Source organism: Actinophytocola sp., assembly GCF_036002505.1.
Taxonomy (GTDB): domain Bacteria; phylum Actinomycetota; class Actinomycetes; order Mycobacteriales; family Pseudonocardiaceae; genus DASYTH01.
On the sequence record NZ_DASYTH010000183.1, the window covers coordinates 1 to 17,627 of the forward strand.

Annotated in this window: 19 protein-coding genes; 10 read left to right on the forward strand and 9 right to left on the reverse strand. The window is 71.4% G+C overall.

Features of this window, described 5'->3' with window-relative positions; genetic code table 11:
• The coding region (locus VGR06_RS15320) for a D-alanine--D-alanine ligase family protein (RefSeq protein WP_327559739.1) at nucleotides 1-1,083 on the reverse strand (1,083 nt) is incomplete at its 3' end.
• Between the two features lie 121 nt (nucleotides 1,084-1,204).
• On the opposite strand from VGR06_RS15320, the gene VGR06_RS15325 reads away from it, so the two are divergent.
• Nucleotides 1,205-1,951: an SDR family oxidoreductase gene (locus VGR06_RS15325; RefSeq protein ID WP_327559740.1), complete on the forward strand. Its 747-nt coding sequence runs from the start codon at nucleotides 1,205-1,207 to the stop codon at nucleotides 1,949-1,951.
• 79 nt (nucleotides 1,952-2,030) lie between these two features.
• Here VGR06_RS15325 and VGR06_RS15330 read toward each other — a convergent pair whose 3' ends face one another.
• On the reverse strand, nucleotides 2,031-3,434 hold the full coding sequence (locus VGR06_RS15330) for a PLP-dependent aminotransferase family protein (protein ID WP_327559741.1): 1,404 nt from the start codon (nucleotides 3,432-3,434) through the stop codon (nucleotides 2,031-2,033).
• Between the two features lie 74 nt (nucleotides 3,435-3,508).
• Between VGR06_RS15330 and VGR06_RS15335 the strand changes: the two genes are divergently transcribed.
• Nucleotides 3,509-4,162 (forward strand): pyridoxamine 5'-phosphate oxidase family protein, encoded by a 654-nt coding sequence (locus VGR06_RS15335; protein ID WP_327559742.1) that lies wholly within the window; start codon nucleotides 3,509-3,511, stop codon nucleotides 4,160-4,162.
• Here the strand turns inward: VGR06_RS15335 and VGR06_RS15340 are convergent.
• The gene (locus VGR06_RS15340) at nucleotides 4,147-4,590 is read right to left on the reverse strand and encodes a GyrI-like domain-containing protein (RefSeq protein WP_327559743.1); all 444 of its coding nucleotides are present in this window, start codon (nucleotides 4,588-4,590) and stop codon (nucleotides 4,147-4,149) included. The two genes, VGR06_RS15335 and VGR06_RS15340, sit on opposite strands and share 16 nt — an antisense overlap.
• 11 nt (nucleotides 4,591-4,601) lie before the next feature.
• Nucleotides 4,602-5,078, reverse strand: a complete 477-nt coding sequence (locus VGR06_RS15345) for a cysteine dioxygenase family protein (protein ID WP_327559744.1) — start codon at nucleotides 5,076-5,078, stop codon at nucleotides 4,602-4,604.
• Between the two features lie 285 nt (nucleotides 5,079-5,363).
• Between VGR06_RS15345 and VGR06_RS15350 the strand changes: the two genes are divergently transcribed.
• Nucleotides 5,364-5,951 (forward strand): sigma-70 family RNA polymerase sigma factor, encoded by a 588-nt coding sequence (locus VGR06_RS15350; protein ID WP_327559745.1) that lies wholly within the window; start codon nucleotides 5,364-5,366, stop codon nucleotides 5,949-5,951.
• Complete coding sequence (locus tag VGR06_RS15355; protein WP_327559746.1) at nucleotides 5,948-6,652, forward strand: anti-sigma factor; 705 nt, start codon at nucleotides 5,948-5,950, stop codon at nucleotides 6,650-6,652. The genes VGR06_RS15350 and VGR06_RS15355 overlap by 4 nt, the downstream gene beginning before the upstream one ends.
• Nucleotides 6,653-7,142: 490 nt before the next feature.
• On the opposite strand, the gene VGR06_RS15360 is transcribed toward VGR06_RS15355, so the two are convergent.
• Nucleotides 7,143-8,147: an NAD(P)H-dependent glycerol-3-phosphate dehydrogenase gene (locus VGR06_RS15360; RefSeq protein ID WP_327559747.1), complete on the reverse strand. Its 1,005-nt coding sequence runs from the start codon at nucleotides 8,145-8,147 to the stop codon at nucleotides 7,143-7,145.
• On the reverse strand, nucleotides 8,147-8,875 hold the full coding sequence (locus tag VGR06_RS15365; protein WP_327559748.1) for a lysophospholipid acyltransferase family protein: 729 nt from the start codon (nucleotides 8,873-8,875) through the stop codon (nucleotides 8,147-8,149). The genes VGR06_RS15360 and VGR06_RS15365 overlap by 1 nt, the downstream gene beginning before the upstream one ends.
• Nucleotides 8,876-8,932: 57 nt before the next feature.
• On the opposite strand from VGR06_RS15365, the gene cofC reads away from it, so the two are divergent.
• From cofC to VGR06_RS15380, 3 genes are read left to right on the forward strand one after another with little or no spacing between them, the layout of a single operon-like run.
• The gene (gene cofC / locus VGR06_RS15370; RefSeq protein WP_327559757.1) at nucleotides 8,933-9,559 is read left to right on the forward strand and encodes a 2-phospho-L-lactate guanylyltransferase; all 627 of its coding nucleotides are present in this window, start codon (nucleotides 8,933-8,935) and stop codon (nucleotides 9,557-9,559) included.
• 55 nt (nucleotides 9,560-9,614) lie between these two features.
• Entirely contained in the window at nucleotides 9,615-11,774 is a 2,160-nt protein-coding gene (locus VGR06_RS15375; RefSeq protein ID WP_327559749.1) for an RNA degradosome polyphosphate kinase, read from the forward strand.
• A gap of 7 nt (nucleotides 11,775-11,781) precedes the next feature.
• The gene (locus VGR06_RS15380) at nucleotides 11,782-12,651 is read left to right on the forward strand and encodes a bifunctional NUDIX hydrolase/histidine phosphatase family protein (protein WP_327559750.1); all 870 of its coding nucleotides are present in this window, start codon (nucleotides 11,782-11,784) and stop codon (nucleotides 12,649-12,651) included.
• A gap of 278 nt (nucleotides 12,652-12,929) precedes the next feature.
• Here VGR06_RS15380 and VGR06_RS15385 read toward each other — a convergent pair whose 3' ends face one another.
• From VGR06_RS15385 to leuC, 3 genes are all read right to left on the reverse strand, one after another.
• Nucleotides 12,930-13,529 (reverse strand): HU family DNA-binding protein, encoded by a 600-nt coding sequence (locus VGR06_RS15385; RefSeq protein WP_327559751.1) that lies wholly within the window; start codon nucleotides 13,527-13,529, stop codon nucleotides 12,930-12,932.
• A 156-nt stretch (nucleotides 13,530-13,685) separates the two neighbouring features.
• On the reverse strand, nucleotides 13,686-14,288 hold the full coding sequence (leuD, locus tag VGR06_RS15390) for a 3-isopropylmalate dehydratase small subunit (RefSeq protein ID WP_327559752.1): 603 nt from the start codon (nucleotides 14,286-14,288) through the stop codon (nucleotides 13,686-13,688).
• A gap of 12 nt (nucleotides 14,289-14,300) precedes the next feature.
• Complete coding sequence (gene leuC, locus VGR06_RS15395; protein ID WP_327559753.1) at nucleotides 14,301-15,701, reverse strand: 3-isopropylmalate dehydratase large subunit; 1,401 nt, start codon at nucleotides 15,699-15,701, stop codon at nucleotides 14,301-14,303.
• A 62-nt stretch (nucleotides 15,702-15,763) separates the two neighbouring features.
• Between leuC and VGR06_RS15400 the strand changes: the two genes are divergently transcribed.
• From VGR06_RS15400 to VGR06_RS15410, 3 genes are all read left to right on the forward strand, one after another.
• Nucleotides 15,764-16,465 (forward strand): IclR family transcriptional regulator, encoded by a 702-nt coding sequence (locus VGR06_RS15400; RefSeq protein ID WP_327559754.1) that lies wholly within the window; start codon nucleotides 15,764-15,766, stop codon nucleotides 16,463-16,465.
• A 133-nt stretch (nucleotides 16,466-16,598) separates the two neighbouring features.
• A complete protein-coding gene (locus VGR06_RS15405; protein WP_327559755.1) occupies nucleotides 16,599-17,114 on the forward strand; it encodes a hypothetical protein in 516 nt (171 codons plus the stop codon).
• 310 nt (nucleotides 17,115-17,424) lie between these two features.
• Nucleotides 17,425-17,627: hypothetical protein (locus tag VGR06_RS15410; RefSeq protein ID WP_327559756.1), on the forward strand; the 203-nt coding region annotated here is incomplete at its 3' end.

Sequence of the window (17,627 nt, forward strand, 5' to 3'; positions counted from 1 at the left end):
GGTGCCCCGGGCGATCGCGGTGTCGATCAGCGTGGCCAGCAGCGTCGGGTAGTCGACGCCGGTGACCTCCCACATCTTCGGGTAGGCCGAGGTCGGGGTGAACCCGGGCATCGTGTTCAACTCGTTGATCGTGAGCGTGCCATCGGCCCCCACGAAGAAGTCCACCCGCGCCAACCCCTGGCAGTCCAGCGCCCGGAACGCGTCCAGCGCCATCGCCCGCAGCCGCTCGGTCACCGCGTCGTCGAGCTTGGCCGGAGCGTCCAGCTCGCACACGTCATCCAGGTACTTGGCGTCGAAGTCGTACCACTCAAGCCCCTCGGCGACCAACCGGATCTCCAGCGGCAGCGAGGCCTCCAGGTGCCCGTCGGGGAACTCCAGCACCCCGCACTCCACCTCCCGGCCCACCACCGCGGCCTCCACCAGCACCTTCGGGTCGATCGTCCGGGCCAGCCCGACCGCCGCCTCCAGATCCGCCCACGCGGTCACCTTGCTGATCCCGGTCGACGACCCGGCCCGCGCCGGCTTGACAAAGACGGGCAACCCCAGCCTGTCGCGCTGGGCGGCGCTCAGCGTCTCCTCGCCGCGGTGCAGCACCTCGTACCGCCCGATCGGCAACCCCTCCGCCGCCAGCAGCTTCTTCGTGAACTCCTTGTCCATGGCCACCGAGCTAGCCAGCACCCCCGCCCCGACGTACGGAATACCGGCCATCTCCAGCAACCCCTGGATCGTGCCGTCCTCGCCGTACGCTCCGTGCAGCACCGGGAACACCACGTCGACGCCGGACAGCACCTCGCCCTCGCGCCCCTTGTCGAGCACCACGAGCCGGCCCGAAGCCGGGTCCGCCGGCAACGTCAACGCCGTCCCCGACGACACGCTCGGCAACCGCCGGTCCTGGATCTCCAACGTCTTCGGCTCCGCCGGCCCCAGCACCCAGGCACCCTCCGGCGTGATCCCCACCGGCAGCACCTCGAACCGCTCCGGATCCAGGTTCGCCAGCACACTCGCCGCGCTCACACACGACACCGCGTGCTCCGAGCTCCGCCCGCCGAACACCACCGCAACCCGAAGCCGGGAATCCGCCATGGCCCCCGACCCTACCCGGCACCCATCCGCGCAGCCGGACAAGGCTCCGGCGCCTGTCACGTACCCTCGCCGTGGTTCGTCCTGGTGATGACGTAGGGATCAAGCCGAGGGAGGCAGGCTGATGAGGATCGCGGTGGCGGGTGCGACAGGGATGGTCGGCCATCAGCTCGTCCAGGTGCTCGAGGCCGGGGGCCACGAGACGGTCGCGATGTCGCGCTCACGCGGCGTGGACGTGGTCAGCGGCCAGGGCCTGGCCACGGCGCTGACCGGCGCGGAGTGCATCGTCGACGTGCTGAACGCCGGAACGATCGACCAGGCCGCGGCCACCCGGTTCTTCACCACCGCGGCGCGGAACCTGCACGAGGCAGGCGACCGGGCCGGCGTGCGCCGGATGGTGGTGCTGTCCATCCTCGGCGTCGACCGGTTCACCGCCGGATATCTGGCGGCCAAGGCCGACCACGAGCAGGCCGCGCTGTCCGGCCCGGTCCCGGTGCACGTGCTTCGCGCAGCGCAGTTCCACGAGTTCGCCGCGCAGAACCTCGAGTGGGGCAGGCAGGGCGAGGTGGCCTACGTGCCGTGGATGCGCGTTCAACCGGTGGCCGCCGAGGAGGTCGCCCGGGCGCTCGCCGACCTGGCCTCGGGACCCGACCCGGCGGCACCGATCTCGGAGATCGCCGGTCCCCGCGAGGAAGAGCTGGTCGACATGGCCACCCGTCTCGCCGCCCGGCGCGGCGACCCGGTACGCGTCGAGGGCATCGAAGACCCCGCCGACTCGAACCGCGACCTGGTGAAAGCGGGCGCACTTCTCCCCGGCCCGGACGCCATCATCGCCGGCCCGACGTTCGACGAATGGCTTGCCGCGACCTGAGCGCGTGACTCACCTACACAGACGCGGGACACGGCTACACAAACGCGGGACACGGCTACGTGGAGGCGGGACACGCCGGTCAGCGGCGGAGGAGGTCGACGAGGATGGGGAGTGCGGCTTTGAGTTGGGGGCGGGAGCAGGCGGCGTAGCCGAGGGCTATGCCGTGCCAGCGGGGGCGGGCGGAGTGGTGGCGGGCGAGGCCGTCGAGGAGGAGGCCGCGGCGGCCGGCGGTGCGGCGGAGGTCGCGTTCGGCTTCGGCGGAGTCGAGCAACACCACGACGTGGGCGCCGGCGTCGTCGCCCAGGACGGGGACGCCGCCCGCCAACAGGGTGTCGACGAGGAGGGTGCGGCGTTCGGAGAGTTCGCGGCGCAGGCGCCGGAGGTGGCGGCCGAGGTCGCCGTGGCGGGCCAGCTCGACCAGGACCAGTTGGCCGGCGGGGGCGGGGCCGGTGCCGGCGGTGTCGCGGTGGGAGAGGACGGCCGACACGATCGGGGGTGGGGCGACCATCCAGCCGACGCCGAGGGTGGGGGTGAGGATCTTGCTGGTGGTGCCGAGGTGGACGACGACGTCGGGGGCGAGCGCGGCCAGCAGGGGCAGGGGGGCCACGTCGTAGCGGAGTTCGCCGTCGTAGTCGTCTTCGATGATGAGCCAGCCCTCGCGGCGGGCGCGTTCGACGAGGGCCACACGGCGGCCGGCGGACATGCGGCCGCCGAGGGGGTACTGGTGGGCGGGTGAGCAGTAGACGGCGCGGACGGACGCCGGGATGGAGTCGATGAGGAGGCCGTCGGCGTCGACGGGGGCGGGGACGATGCGGATACCGGCGGCGCGGAGGGCGCCGACGGCGCGCTGGTAGCCGGGTTCCTCGACGGCCACCGCATCGCCGGGGTGCAGCACGGCGGCGGCGAGCTCGGCGACGGCGGCGGAGGTGCCGGCGGTGGCCACGACCGCCTCGCCGGCGTCCCGCTCACGGAGCTCCTCCAGTTCGCCGCGGACGCGCAAGCCGCGGTGGCGCAGCAGGTGTTCGGCGACGGCGGCCCGGTAGGCGGGGAGGCCGGCGCGCTCGGGGCGGGGCAGCGGGGGCACGTCGGCGGCGGCGCGCCAGGCCCGGCGCCAGGCGGCGCGGTCGATGCCGCCGGCCCAGGGGGAGCCGGGGGTGAGGTCGACCTCGGCGCCGGCCGCGGCGCCGGACCGGGAGCGGGTGGGGCGCGGGCGGATGGAGCCGGGCGGCGCGGTGGTGACGTAGGTCCCGGAGCCGTGGCGGCCGGCGATCCAGCCCTCGGCGTGCAGCTGCTCGTAGGCGGCCGCGGTGACGGTGCGACTCACGTTGAGCTGGGTGGCCAGGGCCCGGGTGGACGGCAGGCGGTCGCCGACGCGGAGCCGGCCGTCGCCGGCCGCGGCCCGCAGCTCCTCGGCGAGCTGCACGGCCAGCGGCGTGGCCGAGTCGCGGTCGAGTGAGACGGGGAGTGCCGGGGTCTGCACCATCGGACCAAGTGGCCTTTCAGAATTGCGATGTTGTGGCACTTCAAGCATGCCACTCCTGCCTCGAGTCTAAACACATGACGACGCTCTCGCCCACGCCGCGCAGCACGGTCCATCGGGGGAAGAACCGCGCGGTCGCCGACCGGGAGGCGCTGTACCGCGTGCTCGACGCCGGGTTGATCTGCCACCTCGCGTTCGTCGCGAACGACGCGCCGGTGGTGATCCCGACCGGGTACGGGCGGGACGGCGACACGCTCTACGTGCACGGCTCCACCGGGGCGCGGAGCCTGCGGATCGCCGCGGCGGGCGTCGAGGTGTGCGTCAACGTCACGTTGCTGGACGGCGTGGTCTACGGCCGTTCGGTGTTCCACAACTCGGTCAACTACCGCTCGGCGGTGATCCACGGGCGCGCCATGGAGATCACCGATCCGGCGGCGAAGCTCCGCGGGCTGCGGGTGCTCACCGAGCATCTCGCGCCCGGATCCTGGGACTACGCAAGGGAACCCAGCGCCAAGGAGGTCGCGAAGACCGCGGTCCTCGCCCTCGACCTCGACGAATCGGCGGTCAAGATCCGCTCCGGGCCACCCGGGGACGAGGAATCAGACGTCGAGGCCGACGCGGTCTGGGCCGGCGTGCTGCCGCTGCGCCAGGAGTGGGGCGCGCCCGAGCCGTGCCCGCTGATCGGCACCCCGCGGGCGGTCCCCCGGCACGTGGCTCAGCGCAGCAGGTAGTAGATCTCGGTCTCGAGCCGGGCCGGGTCGTCGTGGTGGTGCCCGTAGATCTCCCAATGCGGGCCGGCCCGCTCGAACCCGTGCTCGGCGCACCACCGCAGCAGCGCGTCGTAGGTCTGCCCGAGGTTCTCGTAGGGACCGCGGTGCACGGTCATCGCCACCGCGCCGGCCGGCAGGACGGAGCGAACCACCCGCCCCTCGACCTGCACCGGCTGATCGGCCTCGACGCCGACCTCGACGTTCGGCACGTCGTCCCGGTACAGCATGACGTTGCGGCCCTTGCGGCCGGCGCCACCCCAGCGCACGTTGCCGTGGACCTCGCCCAGCAGCCGGCGCCACACATCCGGGAACTGCGGCCAGGTCGTCCTTGCGGCGATCACCGCCGTCGGTCGTTCGGCCACCGTGATCATGGCGATTTTCGGCTCCACGGCGGCGGATTCTAGAGGGCCCGGCGGAGGTCGTCCTGGTCGATCCGGTAGTTGATCATCGGCAGGCGGCCGGGGCGGTAGACGTGGATGGTGACCGCGGGTTCCGGGCTGTCGTTGTGCACCTGGTGGACGTAGCCGGGGCCGAACACCCGGGACTGGCCGGCGGTGACCCGGTGCACCGTGTGCGTGGGGCGTTCGGTGCCGGTGCCGCGGGCAACGTGCTCGGTGAGGGTGCCGGTGACGACGGTGAACGCGCCGGTGGCGCCGCCGTGGTTGTGCAGGTCGGTACCTTGGCCGGGCAGCCAGCTCATCAGCCAGATCTCCTGACCGCCGGCGTGCTCGAGAAGCGTGACGAACCGCTCTTCGGTGTGGAACTCGAGCAGGTGGCCCCAACGATGTGGGTCGGCGGCCAGCCGGCGGGCGACCAGGGCGGGGTGGGCGGCGGGCGCGGCGGACAGCGCGACCGTGTTGGGCGGAACGGCGAACATGGGAGGGACCTTCTCGAGAAGCGGTCAAGGCGACCTCGCGGGCCGCTCAAGGACGTTTGGGGCTTATCGAGAAGGACACAGCGCGCTGGCGACCCGGCCGAGGTCGATGTGACCCCGCCGCTCGCTCATCGCGCGCAACAACACCCGGGTAGGGAAGCATCCCGGGGCCGGCCGGGTCAAGCTGAAACGATGAAGTGGGCCCATCCGGGGGTGTCGCCACTCCGAATCATCCGGTAGACCCGACTCGACCATATATGGGGTGGACCAGTGCGGGAGCAGAACGTCATGCGAGAACGCCTACGGCGGATGCCTGCCGCCGGCAGCGGGGGGCCCGATGCCAACGCCCTGCTCCAGCTCGTCGCCCGTGGCGACGAGGCGGCCTTCGAGAAGCTCTACGACGTGGTGATCGGCCCGGTGTTCGGGCTGATCCGGCGCGTCGTGCGGGATCCGGCGCAGTCGGAGGAGGTCGCCCAGGAGGTGATGGTCGAGTTATGGCGGACGGCGGCGCGGTACTCCCCCGACCGCGGCAGCGCCATGACCTGGGTGATGACGATGGCGCACCGGCGCGCGGTGGACCGGGTGCGGTCCGCGCAGTCCTCCGCCGACCGGGAGACCCGGGTGGTCAACAGCGAGGCCGCCCGGCCGTTCGACGAGGTGGCCGAACAGGTCACCATGCGGCTCGAGCACGAGCAGGTGCGCCGCTGCCTGGGGACACTCACCGACCTGCAGCGAGAGTCGATCATGCTGGCCTACTACGGCGGGCGGACGTACCGTGAGGTGGGCGAGCTGCTCGAGACCCCGCTGGGGACCATCAAGACGAGACTCCGGGACGGACTGATCCGGCTCCGCGACTGTTTGGGGGTGGCCCGATGAGCCCCGACGTGCACGCGCTGACCGGCGCCTACGCGCTCGACGCGGTGCCCGAGCTGGAGCGGGTGTCGTTCGAGCGGCACCTCGCCGAGTGCGACGCCTGCACCCAGGAGGTGCGCGAGCTGCGGGATACCGCCGCCCGGCTGGGCCAGTCCGCGGCCGCCGACCCGCCGCCGTGGCTGAAGAGCCGGGTGCTGGCCCGGGTCAGCGAGGTGCGCCAGCTCCCCCCGGACCAGCTGCCGCGCGTTGAGACGGCCCAGCGCCGCTCTCCCTGGGCGCTGCGGCTGACCAGCGCCGCCGCGGCCGTGCTGCTGGTCGTCGCCGCCGCGCTCGGCGTGATCGTGGTCCGGCAGCAGGGCGAGCTCGACGACACTCGGCCCTACGCCGCGCTCCTGCAGGCTCCCGACGCCAAGTTCGGCACTGGCACGGCCAGCACCGGGAGCGGTTCGGCGACCGTGCTGGCCTCCCGCAACCTGGGCCAGGCAGTGGTGATCACCAAGGACATGCCGCAGCCCGGGGCCGGCAAGGTCTACCAGGCGTGGTTCCTCAAGGGCGCCGAAGCGCCGCGGTCCGCCGGGCTGATGCAGGGCAACGAGCTGAAAGCGACCGGCCTCGGCGACGCGGACCGGATCGGCATCACCGAGGAGAAGGCCGGCGGGGCCGACCAGCCAAGCATGGAAGCGATCATCCAGGTGGGCGTGTAACCGGCGTGTTGGCGTTTCACGTCGGTGTGTTGGCCTCCTGCGTCGGTGTGTTGGCGGCTGACGTCGTGGTGTTGGCCCGTCACGACCGGCCGTGCGGAGGACCGGCCGGGGGCGCAATCCGGGTGATGGGTCACGAACGGCAAAGGGTGTGGCTCCCTTGGTGGGAGTTGTGGATCTTGGTTGGGGGTGGCGGGTCTGGTGGGGCTGGTGGGGCCAGTGGGGTGGTGGTCAGTGCCATGAAGGGGGCCTTCAGGACACTCAACGTCCCGAAGGTCACCTTCAGGGCATCAGACATCCTCACCGGAGAACCTCCCGCCACAGCAACACCACCAGCTACCCAAAGGCTCGGACCGCGGGCCGCCAACCGCCCCACGATCAGCAACTCCCTCCAGAGGAGCCACACCCAACGGCAAACATGGCATCGCCAGGGGCCAACATGGCGACGTCGGGGGCCAACACGGCGACGTCGGGGGCCAACACGGCGGGAGGCCTAGCGCTCCGGCTTGGTCTTGCGGCCGATCAGGTCCGCGGCCATCTCGCGCGGGTCGAAGCCGTCGTGGCAGACCCGGTGCACCACCTCGGTGATCGGCATCTCCACGCCGTGCCGCAGGGCCAGCTCGCGGATGGCCGAGCAGGACTTCACGCCCTCGGCCACCTGACCGTGCTGCGCGGCCTGCGCCTGGGCGGGGGTCTGGCCGCGGCCGAGGCGCTCGCCGAAGGCGCGGTTGCGGGACAGCGGGGACAGGCAGGTGGCCACCAGGTCGCCGAGGCCGGCGAGCCCGGCGAAGGTGAGCGGATCGGCGCCGAGGGCGGCCCCGAGCCGCGCGGTCTCGGCCAGCCCGCGGGTGATCAGCGTGCCCAGCGTGTTGCTGCCGAAGCCGAGGCCGGTGGCCATGCCGCAGGACAGCGCGATCACGTTCTTGCAGGCGCCGCCGAGCTCGCAGCCGACCACGTCGGTGATCGTGTACGGGCGGAAGTAGCCGGTGGTGCAGGCCCGCTGCAGGGCCACCGCGCGGTCGTGGTCGGTGCAGGCGATCACCGTGGCGGTCGGCTGCTCGTGCGCGATCTCCTGGGCCAGGTTCGGTCCGGACACGGCGACGACCTGGTCCTCGGCGGCGCCGGTGACCTCCATGATCACCTGGCTCATCCGCTTCAGGGTGCCCAGCTCGACGCCCTTGGCCAGGCTGATCAGCGTGGCCTCCGGCTTGATCAGGCTGCGCCAGGCGGTGAGGTTGTGCCGCAGGCTCTGGCTCGGCACGGCCAGCACCACGGCGTTCGCCCCGTCCAGCGCCCGCCGCGGATCGGAGGTGGACACCAGGCGCTCGGGCAGCCGCACGCCCGGCAGGTAGTCCGGGTTCTCCCGGCGCTCCCCGATGGCGTCGGCCACCTCACTGCGCCGCGCCCACAGCGTCACCTCGCTGCCGGCGTCGGCGAGCACCTTGGCGAAGGCCGTGCCCCACGAGCCCGACCCGAACACGGCGAACCGCGGCGGCATCAGCTCGCGCGCTCGCCGTCGGGGTTCTTGGCACCCGGCCGGAAAAACTCCTTCGGCGCCGGCTCGTCGCGGATCTCGGCCAGCAGGTCGCGCACCCGATCCATGATCAGGTGCGTCACGTCGCGCAGCAGCTGCGGGGTGATCTCCTGCCCGCGGTGGGCGGACAGGTCGATCGGCTCGCCGACCGAGAGGTACACCGGCTTGCGCGGGAACGGGCGGAACTTCTTGGTGTAGCCGTTGAGGATCTCCTGGGTGCCCCAGCGGGCGGCCGGGATCACCGGCACGTCGCTCTCCAGCGCCAGCCGGGCCACCCCGGTCCGCGGGCGCATCGGCCAGCCCGTCGGATCCTTGGTGATCGTCCCCTCCGGATAGATCAGCACCAGCTTGCCCGCCGCGAGCGCGTCGAGCGCTGCGCTGACACTCGCCCGGGCGTCCGCCGAGCCGCGGTAGACCGGGATCGCCCCGGCGCCCTTCGCCATCCGGCCGAAGACCGGGATCCGGAACACGGCGTCCTTCGCCAGCACCCGCGGCACCCGCTTGTTCCGGTGTACGAACACCGCGTCGATCGCCGGGTCGAAGTGCGAGACGTGGTTCATCACCAGCAGCACCCCACCCTGCCTGGGGATCCGCTCGCCGCCGCGGTAGTTCCGCTTGGCGAGCCAGGTGAGCGGGTAGAAGAACACAGCCACCAGGCTGACCCAGAACCCGGACTTCTCACGTCGCGCCAACTGCGCCTCCCGTCTGCTCGGTTCCACCCAGGATGCCAGGTGCGCGGTTCGTGGATGATGGACCGGGTGGTGGACCTCATCATCCCAGTCAAGCGGCTGGACCGGGCGAAGTCGCGGCTGCGTGGCGTGCACGAGGCGCACGAGGAGCTGGTGCTCGCGCTGCTGCTGGACACCGTGACCGCGGCGGTCGGCACGCCCGGGGTGCGCCGGGTGCTGGTGGTGTGCGAGGACAAGCGGGTGCCGGACGCGCTGCGCGGCACCGGGGTGGAATGCGTGGACGAGCGCGGGCTGTCGGGCCTGAACCCCGCGCTGGCCTACGGCGAGGGCCTGCTGCGTCAGGGCGACCGGCACGGCGTGGTCGGCGCGCTGCAGGCGGACCTGCCGGCGCTGCGTCCGGCCGACCTGGCGGCGGCGCTGCGCGAAGCCGGCGGGCGGCGGGCGTTCTGCGCCGACCGCGCCGGGACCGGGACCACGCTGCTGCTCTCCGCCCCGGGTGGCCCGCTCGATCCGCGGTTCGGCCCGGGCTCGGCGGCGGCGCACGGGTCGAGCGGCGCGATGCCGATCGCCGCGGCGGTTCCGGCGCTGCGCTGCGACGTGGACACGGAGGAGGACCTCTCGGTCGCCCTGAGTCTCGGGTCCGGACCACGAACGTCCACAATGGTCAGTGGGATGACCGGTGGGTGAACAGCGGGGCCGACCACTACGCGATCCACCCCCGGTTGCTGGACAATGGAGGGCTGTGAGTACCGAGAGCGCAGAGAAGCTGTCGAGCGGCGAGGTGGAGCCGCGCGGCGTGCCGTCCGCGCCGCCCGCGGTCACCCTCGCGGTGCCGGACAACGACCTGCCGGACGACCGGTACGTCAACCGCGAACTGTCGTGGTTGGACTTCAACGCGCGGGTGCTCGCGCTCGCCGAGGACGAATCCCAGCCGCTGCTGGAACGGGCCAGGTTCCTGGCGATCTTCGCGTCGAACCTCGACGAGTTCTACATGGTGCGCGTCGCCGGGCTGAAACGCCGCAAGGAGACCGGGCTGACCGTGCGCAGCGCCGACGGGCTCACCCCGCGCGAGCAGCTGGCCTACATCGCCAAGCGCAACAAGGAGCTCGTCGAGCGGCACGCGCACGCGTTCGAGTCGCGGATCCGCCCGCAGCTCGCCGAGCACGGCATCCGGATCGTCAGCTGGGCCGACCTCGCCGAGCACGAGCGGTTGCGGCTCACCACATATTTCAGCGAGCAGGTTTTTCCTGTGCTGACCCCGCTCGCCGTCGATTCCGCACACCCGTTCCCTTACATTTCCGGGCTCTCGCTGAACCTCGCGGTGACCGTGCGGGACCCGGAAAGCGGGGTCGAGCAGTTCGCCCGGGTGAAGGTGCCGGACAACGTGCCGCGACTGGTGCCGGTGCGGGAGGACAGCCAGCACGAGTCGGAAACGTTCCTGCCGCTGGAGGAGCTCATCGCCGCGCACCTGTCGGATCTGTTCACCGGCATGCAGGTGATGGAGGTGCACTCGTTCCGGGTGACCCGCAACGCGGATCTCGAGGTCGACGAGGACCGGGACGAGGGCCTGTTGCAGGCGCTGGAGCGGGAGCTCGCGCAGCGCCGGTTCGGCCCGCCGGTGCGGCTCGAGATCGCCAACGACATGAGCAAGCACATGCTGGAGGAGCGGCTGCTGCGCGAGCTCGACGTGCACCAGGACGACGTGGTCGTGGTGCCGGGCCTGCTCGACCTGTCCTGCCTGTGGCAGCTGCACGCCATCGACCGCAAGCAGCTCAAGGATCCGCCGTTCGTGCCGGCGACCCATCCGGCGTTCGCCGACCGGGAGTCCCCGAGGAGCGTGTTCGCCACCCTGCGGGACGACGGCGACGTGCTGGTGCACCATCCGTACGACTCGTTCTCCACGAGCGTGCAGCGGTTCATCGAGCAGGCGGCCAGCGACCCCAAGGTGCTGGCGATCAAGCAGACGCTGTACCGGACCTCCGGTGACTCCCCGATCGTCGACGCGCTGATCGACGCCGCCGAGGCCGGCAAGCAGGTCGTCGCGCTGGTGGAGATCAAGGCGCGGTTCGACGAGCAGGCGAACATCAAGTGGGCGCGGACGCTGGAGAAGGCCGGCGTGCACGTGGTGTACGGGCTCGTCGGGTTGAAGACGCACTGCAAGACCGCCTTGGTGGTGCGGCAGGAGGGCGCCACGATCCGGCGGTACTGCCACATCGGGACCGGCAACTACAACCCGAAGACCGCGCGGCTGTACGAGGACGTCGGGCTGCTCACCGCCGAGCCGACGATCGGCGCGGACCTCACCGACCTGTTCAACGTGCTGACCGGGTACGCGCGGCAGCAGGAGTACCGCAGCCTCCTGGTGGCGCCGTACGGGATCCGGCGCGGGATCTGCGAGCTGATCGGGCGCGAGGTGGAGCACCTGAAAGCCGGGCGGCCGGCCGGGATCCGGTGGAAGCTCAACTCGCTGGTGGACGAGCAGGTGATCGACGCGCTGTACCGCGCGTCCCAGGCCGGGGTGCGCACCGACATCGTGGTGCGCGGGATCTGCGCGCTGAAGCCCGGAATTCCGGGATTGTCCGAGAACATCCACGTGCGCTCGATCCTGGGCCGGTTCCTGGAGCACTCCCGGGTGTTCCATTTCGTCGGCTCGGACGAGCACTGGATCGGCAGTTCGGACATGATGCACCGCAACCTCGACCGGCGGGTCGAGGTGCAGGTGCGGGTCGCCGACCCGAGGCTCACCGCGCAACTCGACGCGATGCTCGACTCGGCGCTCGATCCGGCGACCCGGTGCTGGGTGCTCGGCCCGGACGGGGAGTGGCATGCGTCCCCTGAGGACGGTTCCTCGGTTCGCGATCATCAGGCGCAGTTACTGGCAGCCCACCGAGCGGTGGGCTGACCTCGCGGTGACGGAGGTATTCGCCGCCGGGACGGTGTTGTGGCGACCGGCGGGCAAGTCGGGCGTGGAGCTCGCGCTGATCCACCGGCCACGGTATGACGACTGGACGCTGCCCAAGGGAAAGCTGAAGAACGGTGAGACGCTCTGGGCTGGCGCCTTTCGGGAAACCGCCGAGGAGACCGGTTTCACGCCGGTCCTCGGGCGTTATCTCGGCCGGGTCAGCTATCCCGTCACCCAGCCGGTGCCGGCCACCAAGATCGTCGACTACGTGGCCGCCCGGGCCGGCGCCGGCGAGTTCCGGCCCAACCGGGAGGTCGATTCGCTGCGCTGGCTTCCGCCCGAGGCCGCGGCCGCCCAACTGACGCACGGGTTCGACGTGGACATCCTCGGCACGTTCCTGGCGTTGCCACGGGATCTCGCCACGCTCCTGCTCGTCCGGCACGCCACCGCGGGCAGCCGGTCACGCTGGCAGGGCCCGGACGATCTCCGCCCGCTCTCCGACACCGGCTGGCAACAGGTGAAGGCACTACACCGCCTGCTCCCGCTGTTCGGCACCGGCCGCGTCCATTCCGCGCCACTCCTCCGTTGTGTCCAGACCGTGCAACCCCTGGCCGACGAACTCGGCGTGCCGGTCATCGAGGAGCCCCTGCTCTCCGAGCACGGCTACCCCAACCACGAACCCGAAGCCCTGGCCCGCCTCCTCGACCTCGCCGCGGCCGGCGGAACTCCCGTGGTGTGCAGCCAAGGCGGCGTGATCCCCGACCTCCTCACCCGCCTCGGCGCCGGCAAACCCGAGAGCCGCAAGGGAAGCGCCTGGCTCCTCACCTTCACCCCCGGCCCCCACCTCGCCGCCGCCGACTACATCCCCAACCCCTGAGCCCCGTCCCGACACACCGGCGTGTTGGCCGTCCACGTCGTTGTGTTGGCCTGTGGCGTCGTTGTGTTGGCTCGTGGCGTCGGCGAACTTGCCCTCCACGCGCGCGACTTGGCTAACTCCGTTGCGAGGCGCCAACACATCGACGTGGGACGCAAACACACCGACGTGACACGCCAACATGGCGACGTGACACGCCAACATGGCGACGTGAGACGCCAACATGCAAGGGAGCCCGGAACCCACGTGGGCTGTGGGTCCGGGCTCTCGTTGCGTACGCGTTACTTCTTTATAGTCCGCTTGGCGGGGGTGGCCTTCTTGGCCGGAGTCGCCTTCTTCGCGGTGGTCTTGGCCGCGGCCTTGGGGGCGGCCTTGGGGGCGGCGGCCTTCGGAGCTACCTTGGCCGCGGTGGTGCGCGCGGTGGTGGCGCGGGCCGCGGTGGGCTTGGCGGCGGTGGCCCGGGTGCGCGTGGTGGTGGCCGCCGCGCTGCGGGTCGCGGCCGTACGGCTGGCCGCGGTCCGGGTCGTGGTGGTGGTGCTGCGCGCGGTGCTGGCAGCCGCCGCGCGGCTGGCGGCCGGGCGGGCCGACGCCACCTTGGGCAGCTTCTTCGCGCCGCTCACAACATCCTTGAACGTGGTGCCGGCGCGGAAGGCTGGCACGGTGGTCTTCTTCACCTTCACCGTCTCGCCGGTGCGCGGGTTGCGCGCGGTGCGGGCCGCCCGGGCGCGCTTCTCGAACACGCCGAAGCCGGTGATGTTGACCTTCTCGCCCTTGTTGACCGTACGAACGATCACGTCGACGAGACCGTCGACCGCGGTGCTCGCTGCCTTCTTGTCGCCCAGGCGTTCCGACAACGCCTCGATGAGTTGGGCCTTGTTCACCTTTCAGTCCTCCATGAGAACGCACTGCCGTCTCGGCCCATCTGGCCGACTTCGTGCGACTGTATGCCTATCCGCGCACAATTTCCACGCGACTCGCCCAAATTCCCCAGTTTGGGTCTCCGAATCCCTTGTCTCGCGGGGTATCCGCGAGGCCGTTCATGCCGGCCGGGCGGGGGTGGTGACCGGCATCCACTGCGGCCGGTCGCGCTCGAACTCCGCGATGGACTCCGCGTGCCGCAGCGTCAGCGCGATGTCGTCCAGGCCTTCTAGCAGGCGCCATCGTGTGTAGTCGTCCACGGCGAACGGTGCGGTGAAGTCATTGGCGCGCACGGTCTTCTCCCGCAGGTCGACCGTGACCTCGGTGCCCGGGTGGGTTTCCAGCAGCTTCCAGAGGAGCTCGACGTCGGATTGGTCACACTCGGCCGCCAGCAGCCCCTGCTTGCCCGCGTTGCCACGGAAGATGTCGGCGAACCGGGAGGAGATCACGACCCGGAACCCGTGGTCGGACAGGGCCCACACGGCGTGCTCGCGGGAGGACCCGATGCCGAAGTCCGGCCCTGCCACCAGGACGCTACCTGTCCTGAACGGCTCCAGGTTGAGCACGAACCCCTCGTCGGCCCGCCAGGCGGCGAACAGCCCGTCCTCGAACCCGGTGCGGCTGACCCGCTTCAGGTACACCGCGGGGATGATCTGGTCGGTGTCCACGTTGGACCGCCGCAGCGGAACGCCGATTCCGGTGTGCGTGGTGAACGCTTCCATGGGTCTTGGCTCCTACAGGTCGTCGGGTGAGGACAGCGTGCCGCGCACGGCGGTGGCGGCGGCGACGAGCGGGGAGACCAGGTGCGTGCGCCCGCCCTTGCCCTGCCGGCCCTCGAAGTTACGGTTCGATGTGGACGCCGCGCGCTCGCCCGGCTTGAGCTGATCGGGGTTCATACCGAGGCACATCGAGCAGCCCGCGGCCCGCCACTCGGCGCCGGCGGCGAGGAACACCTTGTCCAGCCCCTCGGCCTCGGCGGCGGCGCGCACCCGCATGGAGCCCGGCACCACCAGCATCCGCACGCCGTCGGCCACCTTGTGCCCGCGCAACACGTCCGCCGCGGCCCGCAGGTCCTCGATCCGGCCGTTGGTGCAGGAGCCGAGGAACACGGTGTCCACGGCGATGTCCCGCAGCCGGGTGCCCGGGGTGAGGTCCATGTACGACAGTGCCTTCTCCGCGGCGATCCGGGCGTTCTCGTCGCCGATCCGCTCGGGATCCGGTACCTCGCCGGACAGTGGCAGCCCCTGGCCCGGGTTGGTGCCCCAGGTGACGTACGGGGTCAGCTCGCTCGCGTCGAGGTGCACCTCCGCGTCGAACTCGGCGTCCGGGTCGGTGGCCAGCTCGCGCCACCGCGCCACGGCCGCGTCCCAGTCGGCCCCGGCCGGCGCGTGCGGGCGGCCGGCAAGGTAGGCGAACGTGGTGTCGTCCGGCGCGATCATGCCCGCGCGGGCGCCGGCTTCGATGGACATGTTGCAGATCGTCATCCGGGCTTCCATCGACAGCGCCCGGATCGCGGCGCCTCGGTACTCCAGCACGTAGCCCTGCCCGCCGCCGGTGCCGATCTTGGCGATCACCGCCAGGATGACGTCCTTCGCCGTGACGCCCGGGCGGAGCTGACCGTCCACATTGATCGCCAACGTGCGGAACGGGCGCAGCGGCAAGGTCTGCGTGGCCAGCACGTGCTCGACCTCGGAGGTGCCGATGCCGAACGCCAGCGCGCCGAACGCGCCGTGCGTGGAGGTGTGGCTGTCCCCGCACACCACGGTCAGGCCCGGCTGGGTCAGCCCGAGCTGCGGCCCGACCACGTGCACGATGCCCTGCTCGGCGTCGCCCATCGGGTGCAACCGCACGCCGAACTCGGCGCAGTTCTTCCGAAGCGTGTCAACCTGGGTCCGGGACACGGGATCCGCGATCGGCAGCTCGATGTCGAGCGTCGGCACGTTGTGATCCTCCGTGGCGATGGTGAGATCCGGACGCCGCACCGGGCGACCGGCCAGCCGCAGCCCGTCGAACGCCTGCGGGCTGGTGACCTCGTGCACCAGGTGCAGATCGATGTAGAGCAGGTCCGGTTCGGCGCCGCTGCCCCGCCGCACCACATGCGCGTCCCACACCTTCTCGGCGAGCGTCTTTCCCATCACTGTCACCGCGTCTTCCCACAGACTGGACTTCCCATATACCGGGACCATAGTATCGAGCTGTGGGACAGCATAGTGGCATCGGGGTTCTCGACAAGGCCATGGCCGTGCTCCAGGTGGTCGCCAAGGAGCCGTGCGGCCTCGCCGAGCTCTGCGCGAAGACCGGCCTGCCCAGGGCGACGGCACACCGCCTCGCGGTCGGCCTGGAGGTGCATCGCCTGCTGCGCAGGGGTTCCGACGGCCGCTGGCGCCCGGGCGCGGCGCTGGCCGAGCTCGCCGGCGGGGCCACCGACCCGCTGCTCGACGCCGCAAGCGCCGTGCTGCCAAGGCTTCGCGACCGCACCGGGGAGAGCGTCCAGCTCTACCGCCGGGACGGCCTGCACCGCATCTGCGTCTCCGCCGCCGAGCCCCCCAGCGGTCTGCGCGACACCGTGCCGGTGGGCGCCCGCCTGCCGATGACCGCCGGCTCCGGCGCCAAGGTGCTCGCCGCGTGGGCCGATCCCTCCATCCAGCGCACGGTTCTGGCCGACGCGGTCTTCGGAGAGCGGGCCCTGCTGGAAGTTCGCCGACGCGGCTGGGCGCAGAGCGTCGCCGAGCGCGAGCCCGGCGTGGCCAGTGTCTCCGCGCCGGTGCGCGACGCCTCCGGCTCCGTCATCGCCGCGGTGTCGGTGTCCGGCCCGATCGACCGGATGGGCCGCCGCCCGGGCGCACGCTGGGCGGCAGACCTCCTCGCCGCCGCGGACGCGCTGCAGAACCGTCTCTAGTAGACAGTCCACTCGAGAAGCCGTTGCGCACCCGTCACGTTTTGGCCGACCGTCCGAGAGTCATAGGAGACACGAGACGACGGACGGTAACAGAATGCGGATTGGCCATTTACTTGTAGTCACACTGGCCGGTATGGGGGCACTGATCGCCGGTTGCGGCGGCGACGCGGAATCCAGCGCCCGGATCCAGGTCGCCACGGCGACCGCGGAATCGACCACGCCAGCCCTCAGCAGCGCCGGCAACGCGACCGGATCCAGTGGCAAGCCCGGCGCGGCCACGACCACGCGTACCACCACGACCAGGGCTTCCGGCGGACAGACGACCAGCGCGGCGGCCGAGCCGGTGAGCGTCTCCGTGGTGCGGCAACCGACCTGCCCGGTGCATGGCACCCCCGAGGCCCCGTTCTCCTCCCCCGGCACCGATGTGATCATCTCGTGGAAGGTGACCGGGGCGACCAAGGCCGCCCTCTCCGTCGACAACCCCAAGGTCTACGCCGCCTACGGCACCTACGAGGCGAGCGGCCAACTCTCCCTGGCCTTCCCGTGCGACACCACGCCCGGCACCACGACGCACACCTACACGGTCTGGCCGGCCGGAAACAGAAACGTCTCCAAGACCATCTCGGTGAGCGCCAGAAACAACACGTAGGGAATTGCTCTGTTCGCGCCAGTCCGCGCGAGCAGGCGTACCGCCAGTCGGCGGTTTTCCTGATGGGGCTGTTGATCGTGGCTTGGTGACGCGCGACACTCGCCGCCGTAGTGGATCGAACCGTCCCGTTCGGGAGGCGCCATGGAAGATCTCAAACCGGACGAAGTCGACGAGGTTGGCATCGAGCTGGTTGAGGAACCGGCCGAGCTCGAGGACTTCGTGTTCGTGCGCATTCGCCTGCTCCAGTGATGACGGCCTGATCGTGGTGGCCGCCGGATCCCGGTGGCCACCACCGGGGAAGGTGGACACCGTGTACGTGCCGGCCGTGGCCGAGCTGATCGGCGATGAGGAGGAGTTCTTCGGGCGGTTCCACAACACCGGCCCGATGCTGCGGCGGGCGGCCATCGCCGCCGACCCGCGGGAGATCCTGTCGGTGGCCGACCTCGACGAGGTGCTCAGCTCCGAGGCGATCCGCCCGCCATACCTGGACATCGCCCGCGACGGCAAGACCGT

Bases quoted from the DNA above. Each gene is read 5' to 3' on its own strand.
- leuC (WP_327559753.1), bottom strand. From the start codon at position 15,701: ATGGGAAAGACGCTCGCCGAGAAGGTGTGGGACGCGCATGTGGTGCGG.
- VGR06_RS15360 (WP_327559747.1), bottom strand. From the start codon at position 8,147: ATGCCGCCGCGGTTCGCCGTGTTCGGGTCGGGCTCGTGGGGCACGGCC.
- cofC (WP_327559757.1), top strand. From the start codon at position 8,933: ATGGACCGGGTGGTGGACCTCATCATCCCAGTCAAGCGGCTGGACCGG.
- VGR06_RS15325 (WP_327559740.1), top strand. From the start codon at position 1,205: ATGAGGATCGCGGTGGCGGGTGCGACAGGGATGGTCGGCCATCAGCTC.
- VGR06_RS15330 (WP_327559741.1), bottom strand. From the start codon at position 3,434: ATGGTGCAGACCCCGGCACTCCCCGTCTCACTCGACCGCGACTCGGCC.
- leuD (WP_327559752.1), bottom strand. From the start codon at position 14,288: ATGGAAGCGTTCACCACGCACACCGGAATCGGCGTTCCGCTGCGGCGG.
- VGR06_RS15345 (WP_327559744.1), bottom strand. From the start codon at position 5,078: ATGTTCGCCGTTCCGCCCAACACGGTCGCGCTGTCCGCCGCGCCCGCC.
- VGR06_RS15355 (WP_327559746.1), top strand. From the start codon at position 5,948: ATGAGCCCCGACGTGCACGCGCTGACCGGCGCCTACGCGCTCGACGCG.
- VGR06_RS15350 (WP_327559745.1), top strand. From the start codon at position 5,364: ATGCGAGAACGCCTACGGCGGATGCCTGCCGCCGGCAGCGGGGGGCCC.
- VGR06_RS15335 (WP_327559742.1), top strand. From the start codon at position 3,509: ATGACGACGCTCTCGCCCACGCCGCGCAGCACGGTCCATCGGGGGAAG.
- VGR06_RS15405 (WP_327559755.1), top strand. From the start codon at position 16,599: ATGGGGGCACTGATCGCCGGTTGCGGCGGCGACGCGGAATCCAGCGCC.